Source organism: Candidatus Poriferisodalis sp. (assembly GCF_965208485.1).
Taxonomy (GTDB): domain Bacteria; phylum Actinomycetota; class Acidimicrobiia; order Acidimicrobiales; family Poriferisodalaceae; genus Poriferisodalis.
On the sequence record NZ_OZ242344.1, the window covers coordinates 489,177 to 504,419 of the forward strand.

At 66.7% G+C, this 15,243-nt stretch carries 18 protein-coding genes, 1 tRNA gene and 1 pseudogene; 7 read left to right on the forward strand and 13 right to left on the reverse strand.

Going from position 1 to position 15,243, the window contains the following annotated elements:
• Nucleotides 1-18: 18 nt before the first annotated feature.
• From holA to ACOGXQ_RS02295, 4 genes are all read right to left on the reverse strand, one after another.
• Complete coding sequence (holA, locus tag ACOGXQ_RS02280; protein WP_419945845.1) at nucleotides 19-990, reverse strand: DNA polymerase III subunit delta; 972 nt, start codon at nucleotides 988-990, stop codon at nucleotides 19-21.
• On the reverse strand, nucleotides 972-2,834 hold the full coding sequence (locus tag ACOGXQ_RS02285) for a ComEC/Rec2 family competence protein (RefSeq protein ID WP_419945846.1): 1,863 nt from the start codon (nucleotides 2,832-2,834) through the stop codon (nucleotides 972-974). The genes holA and ACOGXQ_RS02285 overlap by 19 nt, the downstream gene beginning before the upstream one ends.
• Nucleotides 2,821-3,426 (reverse strand): helix-hairpin-helix domain-containing protein, encoded by a 606-nt coding sequence (locus tag ACOGXQ_RS02290; RefSeq protein WP_419945847.1) that lies wholly within the window; start codon nucleotides 3,424-3,426, stop codon nucleotides 2,821-2,823. The genes ACOGXQ_RS02285 and ACOGXQ_RS02290 overlap by 14 nt, the downstream gene beginning before the upstream one ends.
• A gap of 85 nt (nucleotides 3,427-3,511) precedes the next feature.
• Nucleotides 3,512-4,669 (reverse strand): MFS transporter, encoded by a 1,158-nt coding sequence (locus ACOGXQ_RS02295; RefSeq protein ID WP_419945848.1) that lies wholly within the window; start codon nucleotides 4,667-4,669, stop codon nucleotides 3,512-3,514.
• 79 nt (nucleotides 4,670-4,748) lie between these two features.
• On the opposite strand from ACOGXQ_RS02295, the gene ACOGXQ_RS02300 reads away from it, so the two are divergent.
• A complete protein-coding gene (locus ACOGXQ_RS02300; protein WP_419945849.1) occupies nucleotides 4,749-5,795 on the forward strand; it encodes a phosphotransferase family protein in 1,047 nt (348 codons plus the stop codon).
• 78 nt (nucleotides 5,796-5,873) lie between these two features.
• Nucleotides 5,874-6,887 (forward strand): LLM class F420-dependent oxidoreductase, encoded by a 1,014-nt coding sequence (locus ACOGXQ_RS02305; RefSeq protein WP_419945850.1) that lies wholly within the window; start codon nucleotides 5,874-5,876, stop codon nucleotides 6,885-6,887.
• An 80-nt stretch (nucleotides 6,888-6,967) separates the two neighbouring features.
• On the opposite strand, the gene ACOGXQ_RS02310 is transcribed toward ACOGXQ_RS02305, so the two are convergent.
• The 3 genes from ACOGXQ_RS02310 to ACOGXQ_RS02320 all read right to left on the reverse strand — a co-directional run bounded on the left by ACOGXQ_RS02310 (nucleotide 6,968) and on the right by ACOGXQ_RS02320 (nucleotide 8,154).
• Nucleotides 6,968-7,420: a type II toxin-antitoxin system VapC family toxin gene (locus ACOGXQ_RS02310; protein WP_419945851.1), complete on the reverse strand. Its 453-nt coding sequence runs from the start codon at nucleotides 7,418-7,420 to the stop codon at nucleotides 6,968-6,970.
• Complete coding sequence (locus tag ACOGXQ_RS02315; RefSeq protein ID WP_419945852.1) at nucleotides 7,405-7,650, reverse strand: hypothetical protein; 246 nt, start codon at nucleotides 7,648-7,650, stop codon at nucleotides 7,405-7,407. The genes ACOGXQ_RS02310 and ACOGXQ_RS02315 overlap by 16 nt, the downstream gene beginning before the upstream one ends.
• A gap of 108 nt (nucleotides 7,651-7,758) precedes the next feature.
• Nucleotides 7,759-8,154, reverse strand: a complete 396-nt coding sequence (locus ACOGXQ_RS02320) for a hypothetical protein (protein WP_419945853.1) — start codon at nucleotides 8,152-8,154, stop codon at nucleotides 7,759-7,761.
• Between the two features lie 88 nt (nucleotides 8,155-8,242).
• On the opposite strand from ACOGXQ_RS02320, the gene ACOGXQ_RS02325 reads away from it, so the two are divergent.
• A tRNA-Ala gene (locus tag ACOGXQ_RS02325) sits at nucleotides 8,243-8,315 on the forward strand.
• Here the strand turns inward: ACOGXQ_RS02325 and ACOGXQ_RS02330 are convergent.
• Entirely contained in the window at nucleotides 8,307-8,531 is a 225-nt protein-coding gene (locus ACOGXQ_RS02330) for a hypothetical protein (protein ID WP_419945854.1), read from the reverse strand. The two genes, ACOGXQ_RS02325 and ACOGXQ_RS02330, sit on opposite strands and share 9 nt — an antisense overlap.
• Before the next feature lie 28 nt (nucleotides 8,532-8,559).
• Here ACOGXQ_RS02330 and ACOGXQ_RS02335 point away from each other — a divergent pair, with 28 nt between their 5' ends.
• The 4 genes and pseudogenes from ACOGXQ_RS02335 to ACOGXQ_RS02350 form a co-directional block, all read left to right on the forward strand.
• Nucleotides 8,560-9,057, forward strand: a complete 498-nt coding sequence (locus ACOGXQ_RS02335; protein WP_419945855.1) for a transposase — start codon at nucleotides 8,560-8,562, stop codon at nucleotides 9,055-9,057.
• A gap of 197 nt (nucleotides 9,058-9,254) precedes the next feature.
• Entirely contained in the window at nucleotides 9,255-9,839 is a 585-nt protein-coding gene (locus ACOGXQ_RS02340) for a type IV toxin-antitoxin system AbiEi family antitoxin domain-containing protein (protein WP_419945856.1), read from the forward strand.
• A 175-nt stretch (nucleotides 9,840-10,014) separates the two neighbouring features.
• Complete coding sequence (locus ACOGXQ_RS02345) at nucleotides 10,015-10,686, forward strand: nucleotidyl transferase AbiEii/AbiGii toxin family protein (RefSeq protein ID WP_419947324.1); 672 nt, start codon at nucleotides 10,015-10,017, stop codon at nucleotides 10,684-10,686.
• 154 nt (nucleotides 10,687-10,840) lie between these two features.
• Nucleotides 10,841-11,173 (forward strand): annotated as a pseudogene (locus ACOGXQ_RS02350) (integrase core domain-containing protein); the annotation flags it as partial.
• A gap of 99 nt (nucleotides 11,174-11,272) precedes the next feature.
• On the opposite strand, the gene ACOGXQ_RS02355 reads toward ACOGXQ_RS02350, so the two are convergent.
• The 5 genes from ACOGXQ_RS02355 to ACOGXQ_RS02375 form a co-directional block, all read right to left on the reverse strand.
• Complete coding sequence (locus tag ACOGXQ_RS02355; protein WP_419945857.1) at nucleotides 11,273-12,484, reverse strand: thiolase family protein; 1,212 nt, start codon at nucleotides 12,482-12,484, stop codon at nucleotides 11,273-11,275.
• Between the two features lie 84 nt (nucleotides 12,485-12,568).
• Entirely contained in the window at nucleotides 12,569-12,952 is a 384-nt protein-coding gene (locus ACOGXQ_RS02360) for a Zn-ribbon domain-containing OB-fold protein (RefSeq protein WP_419945858.1), read from the reverse strand.
• A gap of 174 nt (nucleotides 12,953-13,126) precedes the next feature.
• Nucleotides 13,127-13,807, reverse strand: coding sequence for a nitroreductase family protein (locus ACOGXQ_RS02365; protein WP_419945859.1), 681 nt, complete (start codon nucleotides 13,805-13,807; stop codon nucleotides 13,127-13,129).
• Nucleotides 13,808-13,866: 59 nt separating this feature from the next.
• Nucleotides 13,867-14,532, reverse strand: a complete 666-nt coding sequence (locus tag ACOGXQ_RS02370; protein ID WP_419945860.1) for a hypothetical protein — start codon at nucleotides 14,530-14,532, stop codon at nucleotides 13,867-13,869.
• Nucleotides 14,533-14,682: 150 nt separating this feature from the next.
• Nucleotides 14,683-15,177 carry a proteasome activator gene (locus ACOGXQ_RS02375; RefSeq protein WP_419945861.1) on the reverse strand — a complete coding sequence of 165 codons (495 nt, stop codon included), beginning with the start codon at nucleotides 15,175-15,177 and terminating at the stop codon, nucleotides 14,683-14,685.
• Nucleotides 15,178-15,243: the final 66 nt, after the last annotated feature.

Consider the following 15,243-nt stretch of genomic DNA (forward strand, 5'->3'; position numbering starts at 1 on the left):
CCGAAGCTCAAGCTCGTCTTAGCGGGCACTGGCGGCAAGTCGGGCGCAGAGAATCTCGGTGATGCAGCGGGGGTCGAGTCCTGACCGTCCGCGAAGATCCACATCGGCCGCTGCCGTCAGCTCGACGGCACGCGCAATGCCATCGCTCCCCCGCCGACGGCAGGCATTGAGTGCTTTGCTGGCAGGGAAGGTGGAACCGCGCAGTCCGAGGACCTCCGCCGCTTCTTTCGCGCTCGCAGCGACGGCGCCGTCAAGACGAGCCATGCGGGTGATGTGGTTGGTCACCGACGCGGTGACCGCCAGCGGGTGCCGGCCGGCGCCCCACATGCGCTGCAAAGCGGCAAGCGCTGCTGTGACGTCGCCCCGGTCAATGGCGTCGGTCAGCTCCCAGGGCGGCACATCGCCCTCAGCGCCCAAGTAGGGCAGCACGTCGCCGGGTCCGAGGCGCATGCCGGCCCCATAAACCGCCCCGAGCGTCTCGAGGATCGAGCCCAAGCGGCTGAGATCAGAGCCGAGGTGTTCTGCGATTGCCGCGCTGGCGCGGGCGTCCAGGGAGACCGACGATTCGGCGATCCGTTCTTCGATCCACGTCCTGCGGTGACGTGCCCCCCCGGGCACGTCACTCGAGACCCGCTGGCCTCCGGCGGCCTCGGCTGCAGTCGACAGCTGGCGCGGCAGGCGACCGGCATCCCATTCCAAGACGAGGTCCGTTGTCGGGCACGGATCGTCGAGCCACGCGATGAGGTGGGCCAGTTCGGACGCTCCGAAGCGGCTCAACCCCCGGGCGACGACCACTCGATGCGTGGCCAGCATGGGCGGAGTGGATGCGGCGATGACGAGGTCTTCGATCGTGTACTCGTCGCCAGAGAATTCGTGGAGCACTTCGGCCCGGTCGGCGTCTCCCACCCCTTCGTCGACTGCGGCTCGCACGGCTTCGGCGGTGAGGATCTCGTCGGTTCCGCTGACGAGTCTCACGGTTCCGCCTGCCACTCCTCGGACGCTACTGCGGGTGTTGCGGGTGTTGCCTCAAGGCGTTCTGCAGAGGCGGCGACCCGCAGTCCGCCGACGGTGACAGTGCTGCGCACCGGGGTGTACGGCACCGACCCGCCGAGACCTTCCGGAGCGAGCACGCGGCCGATCTCGTGCCGCGCCGCCAAGGCCCGCACCGCCTCGCGGCCGGCCCGGCTGGCCGAGCGGGCCACCAGCACGTCGATGCCGTCGATGCCGGCCGTAGCGAGTCGGTCGAGCGCTCGTGAGGCATCGGGCCGATCCACGACGACGACGGTGGGGTGAATGCGGTGCACGGTCAGGTGCGCGCCCGACGGCGGCGGCGTTCGATGCGAGTCCGCCACGACCCATACCCCGACGGCGAACGCTGCGATCACCAAGCCTCTCACGGCTGTCCCGTGGCGGCGCGCCGACAGTCCCGCGGCGATGCATGCACCGGCCACCAGCCCGATGCCGCCGATTTCGGCCAGTTCGATGTTGGGCCAGCCAAGATCTGCTCCCCAGCGGGCCACCGAAGCGACCCAGCCCAATAGCAACCGCGTCGGCAAGTGCAAGACCGCTGCTACGGCATCGCCCGCGAGTCCGCCGGCCAAGCCCGCGACAAGGCCCCAGACCATGGCCGGCCCCGCTATCGGGCCGGCCCCGACGTTGGCAGGAATGCTGGCCAGCGGCAGTGATCCGAAGACCGCTAGCTGGACTGGCAGGACACCGGCTTGGGCGACGAGCGTCGCTGCGAGGGCCAGACGGAGCCATGGCGGACCCCACAGCAGCCCGGCGACGCGGCCGGCCCAGAACACGATGGCGGCCGTGGCGGCAACCGAGAGCTGGAATCCCACCGAGCGCACGAGCAACGGATCGATCAGCAGCAGCACGATGACGGCAGTCGCCAGCAGGCGAGGAGCCGAGGCCCTTCTGCCGATCGCGTGCGCGCCGACCGCCAAGGTCGCCAGCACGCAGGCCCGCAGCACCGATGGCTCGCCGCGAGTCAGCACCGCGAATTGCGCGAGCAGCAGCCCGACTGCGCCGAGCCGCAGCAGCGGTCGAAGCCGGACCAGCAGCGGCGCGAACAGCAGCAGCACGAACGCCACGTTCGAACCCGACACCGCGAGCAGGTGGGTCAGCGAGGTGGCCCGGAAGTCGTGCACCACCTCGGGCAGCTGCCCGCGGTCGTCGCCATAGACGAATCCTGCGAGAAGCGCAGCGTCCCGCTGCGAGAGCGAAGCACCCGATTCGGAGACAAGGCCTCGAACTCGATTGGCGAACCGGAACGGCACAGCGCCGCCGTCGATGCGGTGCGCTGCGGTGATCTGCGCGCTTCCTGCGACATGGCGCGACCACATGAAGTCACGGTCGCGGTCTTCCGCTGGTTCTGTGCTCGCGCTGAGGTGCCAACGCTCCCCCATGGCGGCGTCTTCGGCTGCCCAGGCCGGCGGACCTCGGGTCCTGCCCTCCCACCGGAACCGCTCCCCGTTGATCTCTGCGCTGAACGGCACCACCAGCGCGCCGGCCCGCCACTCCGGGTCTGCAGTGAGGATGGCCTCACCGTCGAGAGTCCCGCCGCTGGCAGCCTCCAGCGCCGCGATCTGCACACCCATCGATGCTGCGCCCAATATCAGCAGGCCAGCAGGAATGAGCACCCGTGCTCTGGTGGAGATGCCGACCGCCGCGGCTGCGGCGCCCCACCGCCACGACACTTGCGGCGCCCAGAGCGCGCCGATCGCCGTGCTGATGGCCGCTGCGACGATCCAACGATCCGATACTGCGCTCAGCCACCTGAACGGCCTAGGTGCCGCCAGCGCCGCCTTGACGGGTTCAGACCTTCGCATGCGGTCTGAGCTGCGAGAGCTTGGCCGGCCCGATCCCGGGTACCTCTTCAAGCTCGTCCAACGACCCGAACGGCCCGTGCTCTGTCCGGTGGGCAATGATCGCTGCCGCCAGAGACGGGCCGATGCCCGGCAGCGTCTGCATCTGTGCTGCTGTGGCTGCGTTCACGTCGAGAGGCCCCGCGACAGCCGCGCCGGGCGACTCGCTGCCAATCGCCGGCTGCTCGCCTACGAGCGGCACGTAGATCTGCTGACCGTCACGCAGCCGCTCGGCCAGATTGACCGCAGCGGTGTCGGCATCGAGGGCGGGACCTCCTGCCGCGTCGACGAGATCGCCGACCCGGAAGCCGGCCGGAACCTCATACAGGCCGGGTCGCACGACAGCGCCGGCAAGATGCACTCGCAGCATCGCGGGCTGAGTCGTCGCCACCCCAAGCGGCGCACCGTCTGCTGCCGCCGGCAGGTCGATCGGCTCGGGCGCGCCGTGCCGGACACCCGCCAGAAACCCCACGCCCACGACGGCGACGAGGGTGCCGGCCCCCACCAGCAATGGCACCGCGCCGACCCGACGGGCAAATCCCGCCAACTCTGCCAAGACGGCACGCCAGTCAGTGGAGCGCCCGTCTGTTGAGAAGCCGTCATCTGAGGGTCTTGGACCCGGTGCCCGCATTCAAGCGAACTTAGTGACTGACTTTGGCAATCTTTGATGTAATTTTCACCGTTTTCAATCTGAACATCGCTGTGATGCAGAGCACTAGGCAGACTGCCGCCCAACCGCCGAAGAGCCAGCGGGGCCCGAGGTAGCCATACAACGGCGGCCCGCCGAATGCAGCGCCGGCGGCCACCGTCAGGCCGACGGCTTCCAGCACGCCGGTCCCCATCGCCGCCTGCTCGGCACCGGTGGCCTCGAGCACGAGCACCTGGGCGCCCATCTCGCCGTATGACTCCGTGACCGCCTCGGCCAAACCGACCAAGATGAAGGTCCACAGCCCGCCGATCCAGCCGTAGAACAGCACCGCAGGCACGAACAGTGCCAGCGCGGGCACGGCGACGCGACCCCCGCCGAGCCGCTCAGCCAGAGCACCGGTGTACGGCGGCAGCGCCATGAGCGGGATCCCGATGATGAGCAGCCCGACGGCCAGCTCGTTCGAGGACAGCCCGATGTCGGTGAGGTAGCGGTCGACGGTCGCGTCGAAGATGCCGATCAGGCCGAACACCCCAACGTGCACGCAAATGGCCGCCTGCACCCGGGGGCGGCGGAGCAGGCTCGCCAGGTGCGAGTAGTCCACCGCTGCTACGGCAATCGGCGACTTCGAGATCAGCACTGCTGCGATCGGTCCGAGCAGTGCCATCAGGGTGCCGGTGAACAGGAACGGGGCTTCGAACGAGACGCCGCTGAGCGCCGCCCCGATGGCAGGACCGCTGATGAATCCTGCGACCGCGCACGACAGCAGGCCGCCCACCTTGGCACCGCTGCCGCTGATGTCGCGGCCGATCAGCGCTTTGCGAGCCACCAGACCGAACAGTCCGAAGGCGAGGCCTGCCAAAGCCCGACTCAACACCAGCGACCAAGTCGCCTCCGCGAACACAAAGCCGTAAGCCCCCAGCACTGCTGCGGTGACCGAGACCCACGCCACGAGGCGGTGACGGCCGCGGTCGACCAGCGGCGAGAGCAGCAGTTGGGCCGCAAGGCCGGCGACGAAACCGGCAGATGCGACAAGCCCCAGCTCCCAGAACCCGAGGCCGTAACGATCTTGCAGGTCCGCTAGGTAGGCGAAGATGACGCCCATCGATGCCGTGACGAGGAACTGTGTCGTGTAGATCGCCACGTACAGCACCGGCGAAGCGTAGGAGCGTCACGGCGCTGCCGCGGCCATGATGGAGCGCGGCGGGTGTTTCAGAAGAGAGGGAACGACTGTGGGTGCTGCTGTGTCCGATGCCGGCGGTCCGGTTGCCGGCATTGATGCCGCGCCGGTCACCGCGTGGCTGGCCGAGCGTGTCGAGCTCAGCTCGCCGTTGTCGTTCGAGCTGATCACCGGCGGCCACTCGAACTTGACGTACCGGGTCATCGATGCTGAAGGACGTCGGTGGGTGCTGCGCCGTCCGCCGCTTGCCCACCTGCTGGCCAGCGCGCACGACATGGTCCGCGAGCACCGCATTCTGGCGGCACTGGAGCCCACGCCGGTCCCGACCCCGCCGGTGGTGGGCCTCTGCACGGATGCAGACGTCAACGGCGCCGATTTCTATGTCACCGAGTTCGTGGACGGCACGGTGCTGCGGTCGGTGGCCGATGCCGAGCTGCTGACGCCCGAGGCCCGCGGTGTGCTGAGCCGCCAACTGGTCGAAGTGCAGGCCGCCATCCACAGCACCGACCTCGAGGCCGCTGGCCTCGACACCCTCGGCCGCCCGAACGACTACGCCGCCCGACAGATACATGTGTGGCGCCGCCAATTCAACGCGATGACCTCGCGGGACCTGCCGATCATCGAGCGGGTCCACGACGAGCTCGTGGCATCCATCCCGCCTCAGACCGAAGCCACGCTGGTGCACGGCGATTACCGCTTGGACAACTGCCTGTCGGGGACCAATGGCGAACTGGCTGCGGTGCTGGACTGGGAGATCTCCACGCTCGGCGACCCGCTGGCCGACTTCGGGTTCTCGCTGGGCTACTGGGTGGAGCCTGGCGACGGCTTCAGCCCTCTCGGCCACGACGCCACCTTGGCCGAGGGCTTCTGGACCCGGGAGGAACTCGTGAACGCCTACGGGGAGCTGACCGGCCGCGATGTCAGCGCGATGGGTTGGTTCTTCGCATTCGCGGACTGGCGCTTGGCGTGCATTCTCGAAGGGGTACATGCCCGCTACGTGGGCGGTGCCATTCCCGAGATCCCCCCGGAGGTGCACGAGTTCCCTGCCGGCGTCGTGGCGCTTGCGGCACGGGCCGAGGCGACGCTGACCGACCTATGACGTGACGATGATGCGACAGAGCGCTGCCGCCGCAGCGTTCCCCGAACACCGCAGCCGCTGACCACTATCGTGCCCGCCATGAAAGTAGACGGCGGTCTCGGAGTCAGCAGCGGATTCGACAACCTCATGGAGTCGAGTCGAGAACAGGAAGAGTTGGGCTACGACGGCCTGTGGGTGCCGGAGACGAGCCACGACCCGTTCACCATGCTCCCGCTGGTCGCGCACGCGACCGAGTCGGTGGATCTGGGCACGAATATCGTCGTGGGCTTTGCCCGCAATCCGATGTCGCTGGCGTACAGCTCCAACGACATCCAGACGCTGTCGGAGGGGCGGTTCGTCTTGGGCCTCGGCAGCCAGATCCGTCCGCACATCACCCGGCGGTTCTCGATGGAGTGGTCGAAGCCGGCCGCGCGCATGCGTGAGATGATCATGGCGATCAAGGCCATCTGGGACTGCTGGAACAACGGCGAGAAGCTGAACTTCCGCGGCGACTTCTACCAGCACACGCTGATGACGCCGTTCTTCGACCCTGGGCCGAACCCCTACGGGCCGCCGCGCTTGGCGCTGGCCGGTGTGGGGCCGCTGATGACCGAGGTGGCGGGCGAGACCTGCGATGTGTTCCTGTGCCACGGCTTCACGACCGAGAAGTACCTGCGCGAGGAGACGATTCCTGCGCTCGAGCGAGGTGCTGCCCGGGCCGGCCGCTCGATGGATGAGATCACCATCTCTGGGCCATCGTTCATCGTCACCGGCAACACCGAAGAGGACATGGAAAAGGCCCGCCAGGCCACCAAGCAGCAGGTGGCGTTCTACGGCTCCACGCCGGCGTACCGGCCCGTGCTGGACTGCCATGGCTGGGGCGAAATGCAGACCGAGCTGAACGCCATGTCCAAGGAAGGCCGCTGGGTGGAGATGGCCCGCTTGGTCGACGATGACATCCTCGATGCGTTCGCCGTCGTCGCCGAGCCCGAGGGCGTAGCCGCTGAGTTGAAGCGCCGCTTCGACGATGTCGTGGACCGCATCAGCTTCTACGTTCCCTACAAGGGCGACCGCCAGCGCTGGCAGACGATCTTCAACGACCTGAAAAGCTAGCGCCAGCTAGCTCAACGCGTCGTCGAAGCATCAGGCACAGCGACGACCTGAAAAGCTAGCGCCAGCCGGCTCGAACCAGCTCAGCGAACGAACGGGTTTCTCGTCACGAGCTGGGGAAACATCGCGAAGTCACGATCGCTGGTGAGCAATACGTCGACTCCGTTGGCGAGGCAGATCGCAGCGATCCTGGCGTCGTGGACCTTGGAGCCGAGAAGGCCCGGACGGTTGACGACCTGCGACAGCGTGTCCATGAAGCCGGCCGACTCGCCGATCTGCCTGCATGACGGCGACGCCACCCACGCTTCGAGCTGCCGCCACGCCTGCTGCATCGTGCTCGCAGTGTCGCCCCAGGCGCGTCGATTCGTCGCCACTCCGAGGAATTCGTAGCAGCAGGGCCATGGGATGGCCCATGGCTCGGAACCCTCCGAGAGCTCGTTCATGAGGTCGAACGCGACTTGATTCTGCGGCATCTCGTAACGCTGGGCATACACAAGGATGTTCGTGTCGAGGGCGATCATTACGAACCGGGCCATTCACGCTGGCTCATCTCGAGCATCTCGGCGAACGTGTACTTCTCGAAGGGATTGGGGCCGTCCGGGTCGCCCACTCGCAGGTCCGGAAGCTTGTAGCCGGCCGGCGGGGGTTTCTCCAACACCAGACGCAGGCCTTCCTCGATGACAGCTCGCAGCGTCTGGCCGGTTTCCTTGGCGTGTCGCTTGGCGCGTTTCAGCAGCTCGTCGTGCACGTCAACCGTGGTCTTCACCTCACCCAGAGTACCCATACCCATGAATATGGGAGATATGGGGCTGGCGAGTCAAGCTGTTTTCGGCGGCCGCCGAACGCCGGCGCCATCCGACGAAGCAAGCGTCGATCAGGCGTCCGGCGAGCCGAGCGGGGCGCAGTCCGAGCTGCAGTTGGGGTTGGCGGCCGGGGTGGCCGGTGTTGCGGGCCGGTGCAGGACGCCCGACGTCGGCCGCAGCTCCAGCTCGAGACCGTCGGCGCCGTCGACGGTGCGGGCCTCAGCGTCCACGATCATCGAGTAGCCACCCGGCTCGAATGGAGGCCACAGCAGCGAGATCGTCGGCCGCTGCGCCACATTCGCCGCCGCCGAACGGCTGGCACCGCACCGCAGCATGTCCCCGTCGAGCCGTATGTCCAAGTGGGCGATGTGTGGCGTGGCGTCGTCGCGCACCGTCAGCACGTACGCCGCAGTGCCGAATTGCTCCATCTGCTTGCCGATATCGGCCGGCTCCACCCCGATGCTCATGGACCCGACGTTACGCCCGCAATGGCGCCGATGCGCGCCCGGTCACCTCTCGAATCGAGGGTGCGCGCTGGTATCATCGTGAGGCTTCGGGGCTATAGCTCAGTTGGTAGAGCGCTTCCATGGCATGGAAGAGGTCAGGGGTTCAATTCCCCTTAGCTCCACAAGATCGAGATTCCGAGGGTCCGTGACTTGGAGGTCTCGGGCCGGCTGACGGTGATGGTGTGGGATCGGCGGCGGATGGTGTGCGACGGGTGCAGGCGGCGGCCCTCAGCGGCTTTCTGGCTGCTCAGGGCCACAAGTGGCGCAAAGGCGTCAAGGTCGTCGTCTCCGAGGGCTCCAAGTCCTGCGCAGCGGCGGTCGCCAAGCGGCTCGGCCACGCCCGCCGCGTGCCGGGGCCGCTTCCATGTGATCAGATGGTTCGCGGCCGGCCTCACCGCGGTGCGCCGCGACGCGCAGCGCCGCCCGCAGGACTCAAAGCCCGCGTTCGACCCCGCAGTGTTCCGGGCCAGATTCCTGCTCATGCGCAGACCCGACACCCTCGACCGCACAGAACGCGAACGCCTCGACGCCCTCTTCGAGACCCACCCCCGGCTCAAAGCAGCCTGGGACGCGCTCGGCGAGCTGCACCAGCTCTATCTCGCGCGGGACCCCAAAGGCGCCCTCGAAGCCCTCGACCGGTTCGCCGACATCCACAGCACCGGCCAGACACCCGAGCTCAGCAGCACCGTTGACACCTTCCTCGCATGGCACCACCAGATCCTCGACTGGCACCACACCAGGCGGCCCAGCAACGGCCGCACCGAAGGCACCAACAACCTCCACCCGAGTCCTGCGACGCAAAGCCCACGGCTTCACCAACCACGCCAACTTCGAAGCCCGCGGCATCCTCGTCACCTAACCTGACCCCACCAGGCCCAGCAGCCCCATCCCACAAAAACGCGAAGGCTCGGAGTACGACCATCAACCGAACAAGGGAGAAGAAGCCGTCTCGTCGGACGCGTCCGATCGGGCGAAAGCTCGGCCGCGATAGCCAGAACAGCCCCGATCGGCCGAAGTCTGCATCATGAATCAATTCATAGCCACATAGCTATCTTCTGGCTATGATTTCATACATATCCCCCGCAACGATTCCGATCGCGTTTACACACGCCCAGGCCCGTGACCTCGGGGTCTCGAACCGCGACCTCGCAAGGCTGACCGCCCAAGGCGACTTGGAACGAATTGCACGGGGCATCTACGCCCGCGCCGGACACGGTGCCGACCCAGATCTTCTCGAGCTGGCTCTGCGCAGCCCTCACACCACCCTCTGCCTCACAACCGCCCTCGCTCACCACGACCTCACCGACGAGATCCCCCAGACAATCGACGCCGCCTTGCCGCGTCACCACTGGCAGCCGAAGACACGGGCTCCCGTGACCTGGCATCGGTTCGACCGCGACACCTTCGACATCGGACGCGACGATCTTCACATTGCCGACGCGATCACCATTGCCATCTACAGCCCGGCGCGCTCGGTCATCGACACCTACCGCCTCCGTCATCGACTCGGCATCGACCTCGCACACACAGCCCTACGCCGCTGGCTCAACCAACGCGGCAACCATCCCTCCGAGCTCCTGGAACTAGCCAGACCGTTCCCGCACGCCATGCCAGCACTTCGCGCCGCAATCGAAACCCTTCAATGAGCCCCCGACCGAGCCGGGACACAACCGCGGCGCCGCCTATCTCGACCTCCAAGCCGCCGCCAGCGCCACAGGCCGACCAGTCGACGAACTCTTCCAGCTCTACGCGCTCGAAGGCTTCCTGCGCCGCCTCGTCGAAACCGACCACGCCGCAACGTTCGTCCTCAAAGGAGGTGTCCTGCTCGCCGCCTACACCGACAGACGACCAACCCGCGACATCGACCTAGCCGGAACCGACGTCGACGGCGACCTCACCGCCATCGCAAGCATCGTCGCGGACATCGTGACCGCGAATCTCGATGACGGCCTCGACCAGCTGGCCATCGCCAAGGTGGAGGAGATCCGCGACGACGCGTCCTATCCAGGAATCCGCGCAACAGTCACCGGACAGCTCGCCCGGGCGAAGCTCCGCTTCCACGTCGACATCAACATCGGTGACCCGCTCTGGCCCGAACCAGACCTCGTCGAGCTACCTCAACTCCTCCACGCCGAGCCAATCCCTGTCCGCGCCTACTCCGCCGAGCTGATCCTGGCTGAGAAGATCGTCACCGCGATCCAACGCGGGACAGCATCAACGCGCTGGCGTGACTTCGTCGACATCGCCGCACTCGCCAAGACCCAGCTCGACATGACCCACCTCAGCGCAGCCCTACGGATGGTCGCAGACCATCGACAAGTGAGCATCCGCCCGCTGTCCAACGTCCTCGACGGCTACGCCGACCTCGCACAAAGCAGATGGTCGGCCTGGCGCAATCGCCAAGCCCTCCACACCACCCCAGAGCAATTCGCTGACCTCCTGGACCAAGTCATCACCTTCGCCGATCCACTCCTGCAGCCCCGCACCGACTAACGGTCGCCGGGACAGGGCGACACCGCCATCAGCAACCGACGCCGGCCGGCGCGTCCACGGCCGCGGGTCGCCCAAGGCCAAGCGCTCAAAGCGCCGCCGACGCGGTTGCACCTATCTGCATGTCGCGGCGGACGACCACAGCCGGGTCGCCTGTGTGGAGGCCCACGACAACGAACGCGCTGTCACCGCGGCTGCGTTCTGGCCCAACGCGCGGGACTGGTTCAAGAAGTTGAACGTCGGCATCGACGCCGTCATGACCGACAACGGCAAGAACTTCACGTCGGCGAAGCTCGCCGAGGCGCTCGCCGAGAACCGCGCCAAGCATCGGCTCACTCGCCCCTACCGGCCACAGACCAACGGCAAGGTCGAGCGGTTCAACCGCACCCTCGCCGAGGAGTTCCTCTACAGCTACAAGTCCCGCTCAGAACCCGACCGCCGACGCCTCCAAGCCTGGGTGCACGCCTGCAATCTCCACCGGCACCACACCGCCATCGCAGGCACACCCGCCAGTCGCGTCGACAACCTCTGTGGGCATTACATGCGTGTCATGGTTCGGGGTGTGGCAGCGCCGGCGGGGATGACTCAGCTAGAGGCCCGAGCGCTCAAGGATGTGCACGCCGCAGCTCGAGCCGAGGCCGATGACATGCGCCAGCCCGACTTTGGCGTCGGGGACTTGGCGATCGCCGGCCTCACTGCGGACGTGAGTCGCTACTTCAAAAAGGTTCGCGACGCCGGTCGCGCCGATCGGGTGCCCTTTCGACAGCAGACCTCCGGAGACGTTGACGGGGATCTCGCCGTCGCGCCACGGTCCGCCTCGGTCGATCCATTCGCCGGCGCCGCCGGGCTCGCACAGCCGCAGGTTGTCGTAGTGCCGCAGCTCAGCGGTGGCGAAACAGTCGTGCAGCTCTACGAGATCGAGGTCGGCCGGATCGACGCCAGACGCCTCGTAGGCCGCATCGGCGGCGTTGCGGGTGAGCGTGTTGACATCAGGCTGCACCTGGCAGCCCTCAGTCCAAGGATCTGACGTCAGCACCGAGGCCGAGACCTTCACGGCCCGCCGCTGCTGCTCGCGCGGCAGGGTCTTCAGCTTCTCGTCCGAGACCAGCACCACTGCCGCCGAACCGTCGCCAGTGGGGCAGCACATCAGCAGCGTGTTCGGGTACGCAATCACCTCGGAATTCATGACCTCGTCGAGGGTGAATGCCTTGCGGTACTGCGCCAGCGGATTCAGCGTGGAGTGCTCGTGGTTCTTCTGCGCAACCTTGGCGAACTGCTCGAAGCCGACGCTGTCGTTCTCGTAGGCATATTCCATGCCTGCCTGTGCAAACACACCCGGCATCATGTTGGTGCCCAAGCGCCCTTCGACGCTCACCACCGAGCCGAAGCGACCCTTGCGTTCGAACACGTTCTTATCGGAGCGGGCTGCCCGGTCGGCACCGAGCATGCCCATCTTGCCCATCTGCTCGACTCCCACAGCGAGCCCCATCTGTGACTCGCCGGCCTTGATCGACATCATCACCGTGCGGACTGCGGTGGCACCGGTGGCGCACGCGTTGGCAACGTTGTAGACGGGAATGCCAGTCTGGCCGAGCTGCTTCTGCAGGCGCTGGCCGACACCGCCATTGGCTTCGTACAGGCACCCTGCCGCCAGGATGTCCATCTCGGCCATCGTCACGCCGCCGTCATCGAGTGCGCCCAGCGACGCTTCTGCGGCCAGATCGATGAGGTCCTTGTCGGCGTAGCGACCGAAGGGGGTCATTGATGTGCCGAGAATCCAAACGGGATCTTCGTTGCTCATGGGTGCTCTCTTTCGGTGCTGCTGGGTTCTTGATGACGGTCGACGGTCAGGTCAGGTGCTGTGAAGGATGCGAATGATGCCCACTCACGCTGCGGCGGGCTTGTAGCCGAAAGCGACAGCCTCGACCCCATCGTCGTCTGTCGCTGTCACATAGGTGGCGAGGCGGACACGCATCCCCAAGGTCACGTTGTCAGGATTGGGCTCGACATTGATGATGTTGCTCTTGACACGCCCGCCGCCGTCGAGGTCGACAACAGCAGATGCATACGGTGCCGGCACTCCCTTGGCTGCACGGTGCACGATGGTGAATGACCGCACTGCGCCTGTGTTGGACAGCCGTGACACCGTGAACTCCCGCGCCCCGCATGCAGCGCAGGCATTGCGCCGGTCGAAGTAGCTGGCACCGCAGGCATCGCAGACGTTGGCAACCAAGTGGGGATCGTCCCCAAGCTTCAGGTACTCAACCATGGAAATCTGCTTCGGTCCCACCTGATCTGGCCCGTTCTCTTCTGGCACAGCCTGCTCCCCCACGGCGGACATCCTCCCGGGTCAGGTTCGGTACGGGGCACTCCGGAGGAGGCGATCGCCCAGCAGCAACTTACCAGTGGCTCAGCGGGAACCGCCGCTTGGGACGGCCTGCGCTCAGCGGCCTAGCCATCGCCCCCAGTGCACCAACGGTCGGTTTGACGCCGCCGAAGTCTCCAGCCCATCGCCGACGGCCATGTCGCGAAGCAGCGGGCGGCGGGGACGGTCACGGCTCGCGGCGGGCTTGTCGGCTGCCTCAGCGTCGTGATCGGGCCAGCCCACAGCGACGACCCCGATGGGTTCGTGAGACGGCGGGACTCCGAGCGTTGCGGCCACAGCGGGAGCGTGGGCGAACATGCCGAAGAACAGGACGCCGAGGCCCTCGTCGATGGCGGCGTACTGCAGCGCCAGCGCCGCGAAGGACGCATCCACGGTCCAGTACGGCGTGGACCAGGCATCTGTGCCGGAACCCAGTCCGGAGCCTTCCTTGTCCGGTTCCGCGTAGCGCTCGACATATGCCTGAGGATCCGCCCAGATGGTGACGAGGACCGGACAGGCCAGCAGCGAAGTCCAGCGAAAGCTGGTCCGGCGGTCAGCGGGCAATGCGATGTCCCAGTAGCGATCCGTGTCATCGGACCCACACAGCACCACGAAGTCGAAACCCTGCGAGTTGCCAGCGGACGGAACTCGGCGGGCCGTGCCGAGAATGCGCTCCAGCACCGCGTCATCGACAGGATCGCCCAAGAAATGCCGGGTCATCCGTCTCTGGCGGGCGAGATTGCCGAAAGCCCCTGTCACAGAGATGCATCCACCGATTGGGACGCAGGCCCGGTGCGAGCCTCAACGTGCTGCGGGACCTACAGCAGCTTGGCGAGGTCTTCCCGACTGGCCCAGCCGAACGCAATCATCGCATCGCCGTTGTCCACTTCGTACCCGGCAAACAGGGCGCTGAGCTCCGAGGAGGTCTTCTCGGGCCGTGCAGCGGTGTGATTCAGCACGAACGAGGGTCCCCCGTCGCCGTACACCTTGAACTCCCGCGCCTTGTACTCGCCCTGCACGTCGAATCGCTTCGCTAGCCGACGGCCCCAAGCACGATCCTCCCCGTTGGGCTCATACCCAGGCCGCGGCACCACGCGGTCCAGCGGCTTGAACGCCACGAACGCAGCAGCGTCAGCCATCTGGCAGGCCACCAGCACATCCTCATCCGGGAACGCCAGCACCGCTCGGCGGAGCTGATCGTTCACCATGGCCCGCAAAGCGCTGTCACGACGCGCCGACCGGCGTGTCGCACCTGCACCCATCAGCACGGTCGGGTCGCCGCCGACGCGCTCAAGTGTGCAGAACCCGTATGCGGCCAGCTTGGCCCCATCGCGTACGTGTGTGATCAGCACCCAGGCGTCACGTTGCTTCGAGAGATGCCCGACATCGAAGTGCACCTTCTCGCCGGTGACCAACTCGGCCATCTCGGAGATCTCGGCGTCGCTCAGTGTCGTGCAGTCCTTGGTTTCAACCTCGAGGGCCATGTGATCTTCGCTTTCTGCAGTGCTAGCTGGCCGATCCCCCGACGGCTCGGCCAAGCAGTTCGGTCAGTGCTCCTTCGATGCGCTCTCACGCCCGGGGTAACGACAACATCCGACATGCGGCGTCCCGCCATCGGTCGGGTCGTGCTCTGCTCACAGATAGACCCCGCTTCGATCCTGCGCCCGCGACGGAGTTGGCTGCACACCAGCTTCGAGGACATTGCCCCGCATGCTGCGCAGCTGCCGCTCTGCCATCATCTGTTGCGCCGACACAGCCGCCTGGATGCCGTGGAACAGCCCTTCGAGCCATCCCACGAGCTGGGCCTGAGCTATCCGCAGCTCGGGACCCGAGGGGATGTCCTCGTCGAAGGAGAACGCCAGCCGGTTCAGCTCCTCCGCAAGCGGCTCGGACACTGCCGTCGCCAGCTCCTCGACCGACTGGTGGTACACGTCACGCATCCGGTCACGTCCTGCCTCGTCGAGCTCGGCATGGCGAACTTCTTCGAGCAGCTTGCGGACCATCCCGCCGATGCGCATCAGCTTCGCCGGTTCCGGCACGAACGGCTCGCCGTCGATGCCGTCTTCCGCGTGAGGTCCGCCATCCAGCAACTCACCCTGTTCTGGCTGTTGGGTTGGATCGCTGACCATCATCTCAAGGCTATCCGGCAGAAGCACCGTCCCGTTCGGCGAGGACCCTGAAGCCCCCGAACTCGG

Bases quoted from the DNA above. Each gene is read 5' to 3' on its own strand.
- ACOGXQ_RS02285 (WP_419945846.1), bottom strand. From the start codon at position 2,834: ATGCGAAGGTCTGAACCCGTCAAGGCGGCGCTGGCGGCACCTAGGCCG.
- ACOGXQ_RS02305 (WP_419945850.1), top strand. From the start codon at position 5,874: ATGAAAGTAGACGGCGGTCTCGGAGTCAGCAGCGGATTCGACAACCTC.
- ACOGXQ_RS02310 (WP_419945851.1), bottom strand. From the start codon at position 7,420: ATGGCCCGGTTCGTAATGATCGCCCTCGACACGAACATCCTTGTGTAT.
- ACOGXQ_RS02320 (WP_419945853.1), bottom strand. From the start codon at position 8,154: ATGAGCATCGGGGTGGAGCCGGCCGATATCGGCAAGCAGATGGAGCAA.
- ACOGXQ_RS02340 (WP_419945856.1), top strand. From the start codon at position 9,255: ATGATTTCATACATATCCCCCGCAACGATTCCGATCGCGTTTACACAC.
- ACOGXQ_RS02355 (WP_419945857.1), bottom strand. From the start codon at position 12,484: ATGAGCAACGAAGATCCCGTTTGGATTCTCGGCACATCAATGACCCCC.
- ACOGXQ_RS02360 (WP_419945858.1), bottom strand. From the start codon at position 12,952: ATGGTTGAGTACCTGAAGCTTGGGGACGATCCCCACTTGGTTGCCAAC.
- ACOGXQ_RS02370 (WP_419945860.1), bottom strand. From the start codon at position 14,532: ATGGCCCTCGAGGTTGAAACCAAGGACTGCACGACACTGAGCGACGCC.
- ACOGXQ_RS02375 (WP_419945861.1), bottom strand. From the start codon at position 15,177: ATGGTCAGCGATCCAACCCAACAGCCAGAACAGGGTGAGTTGCTGGAT.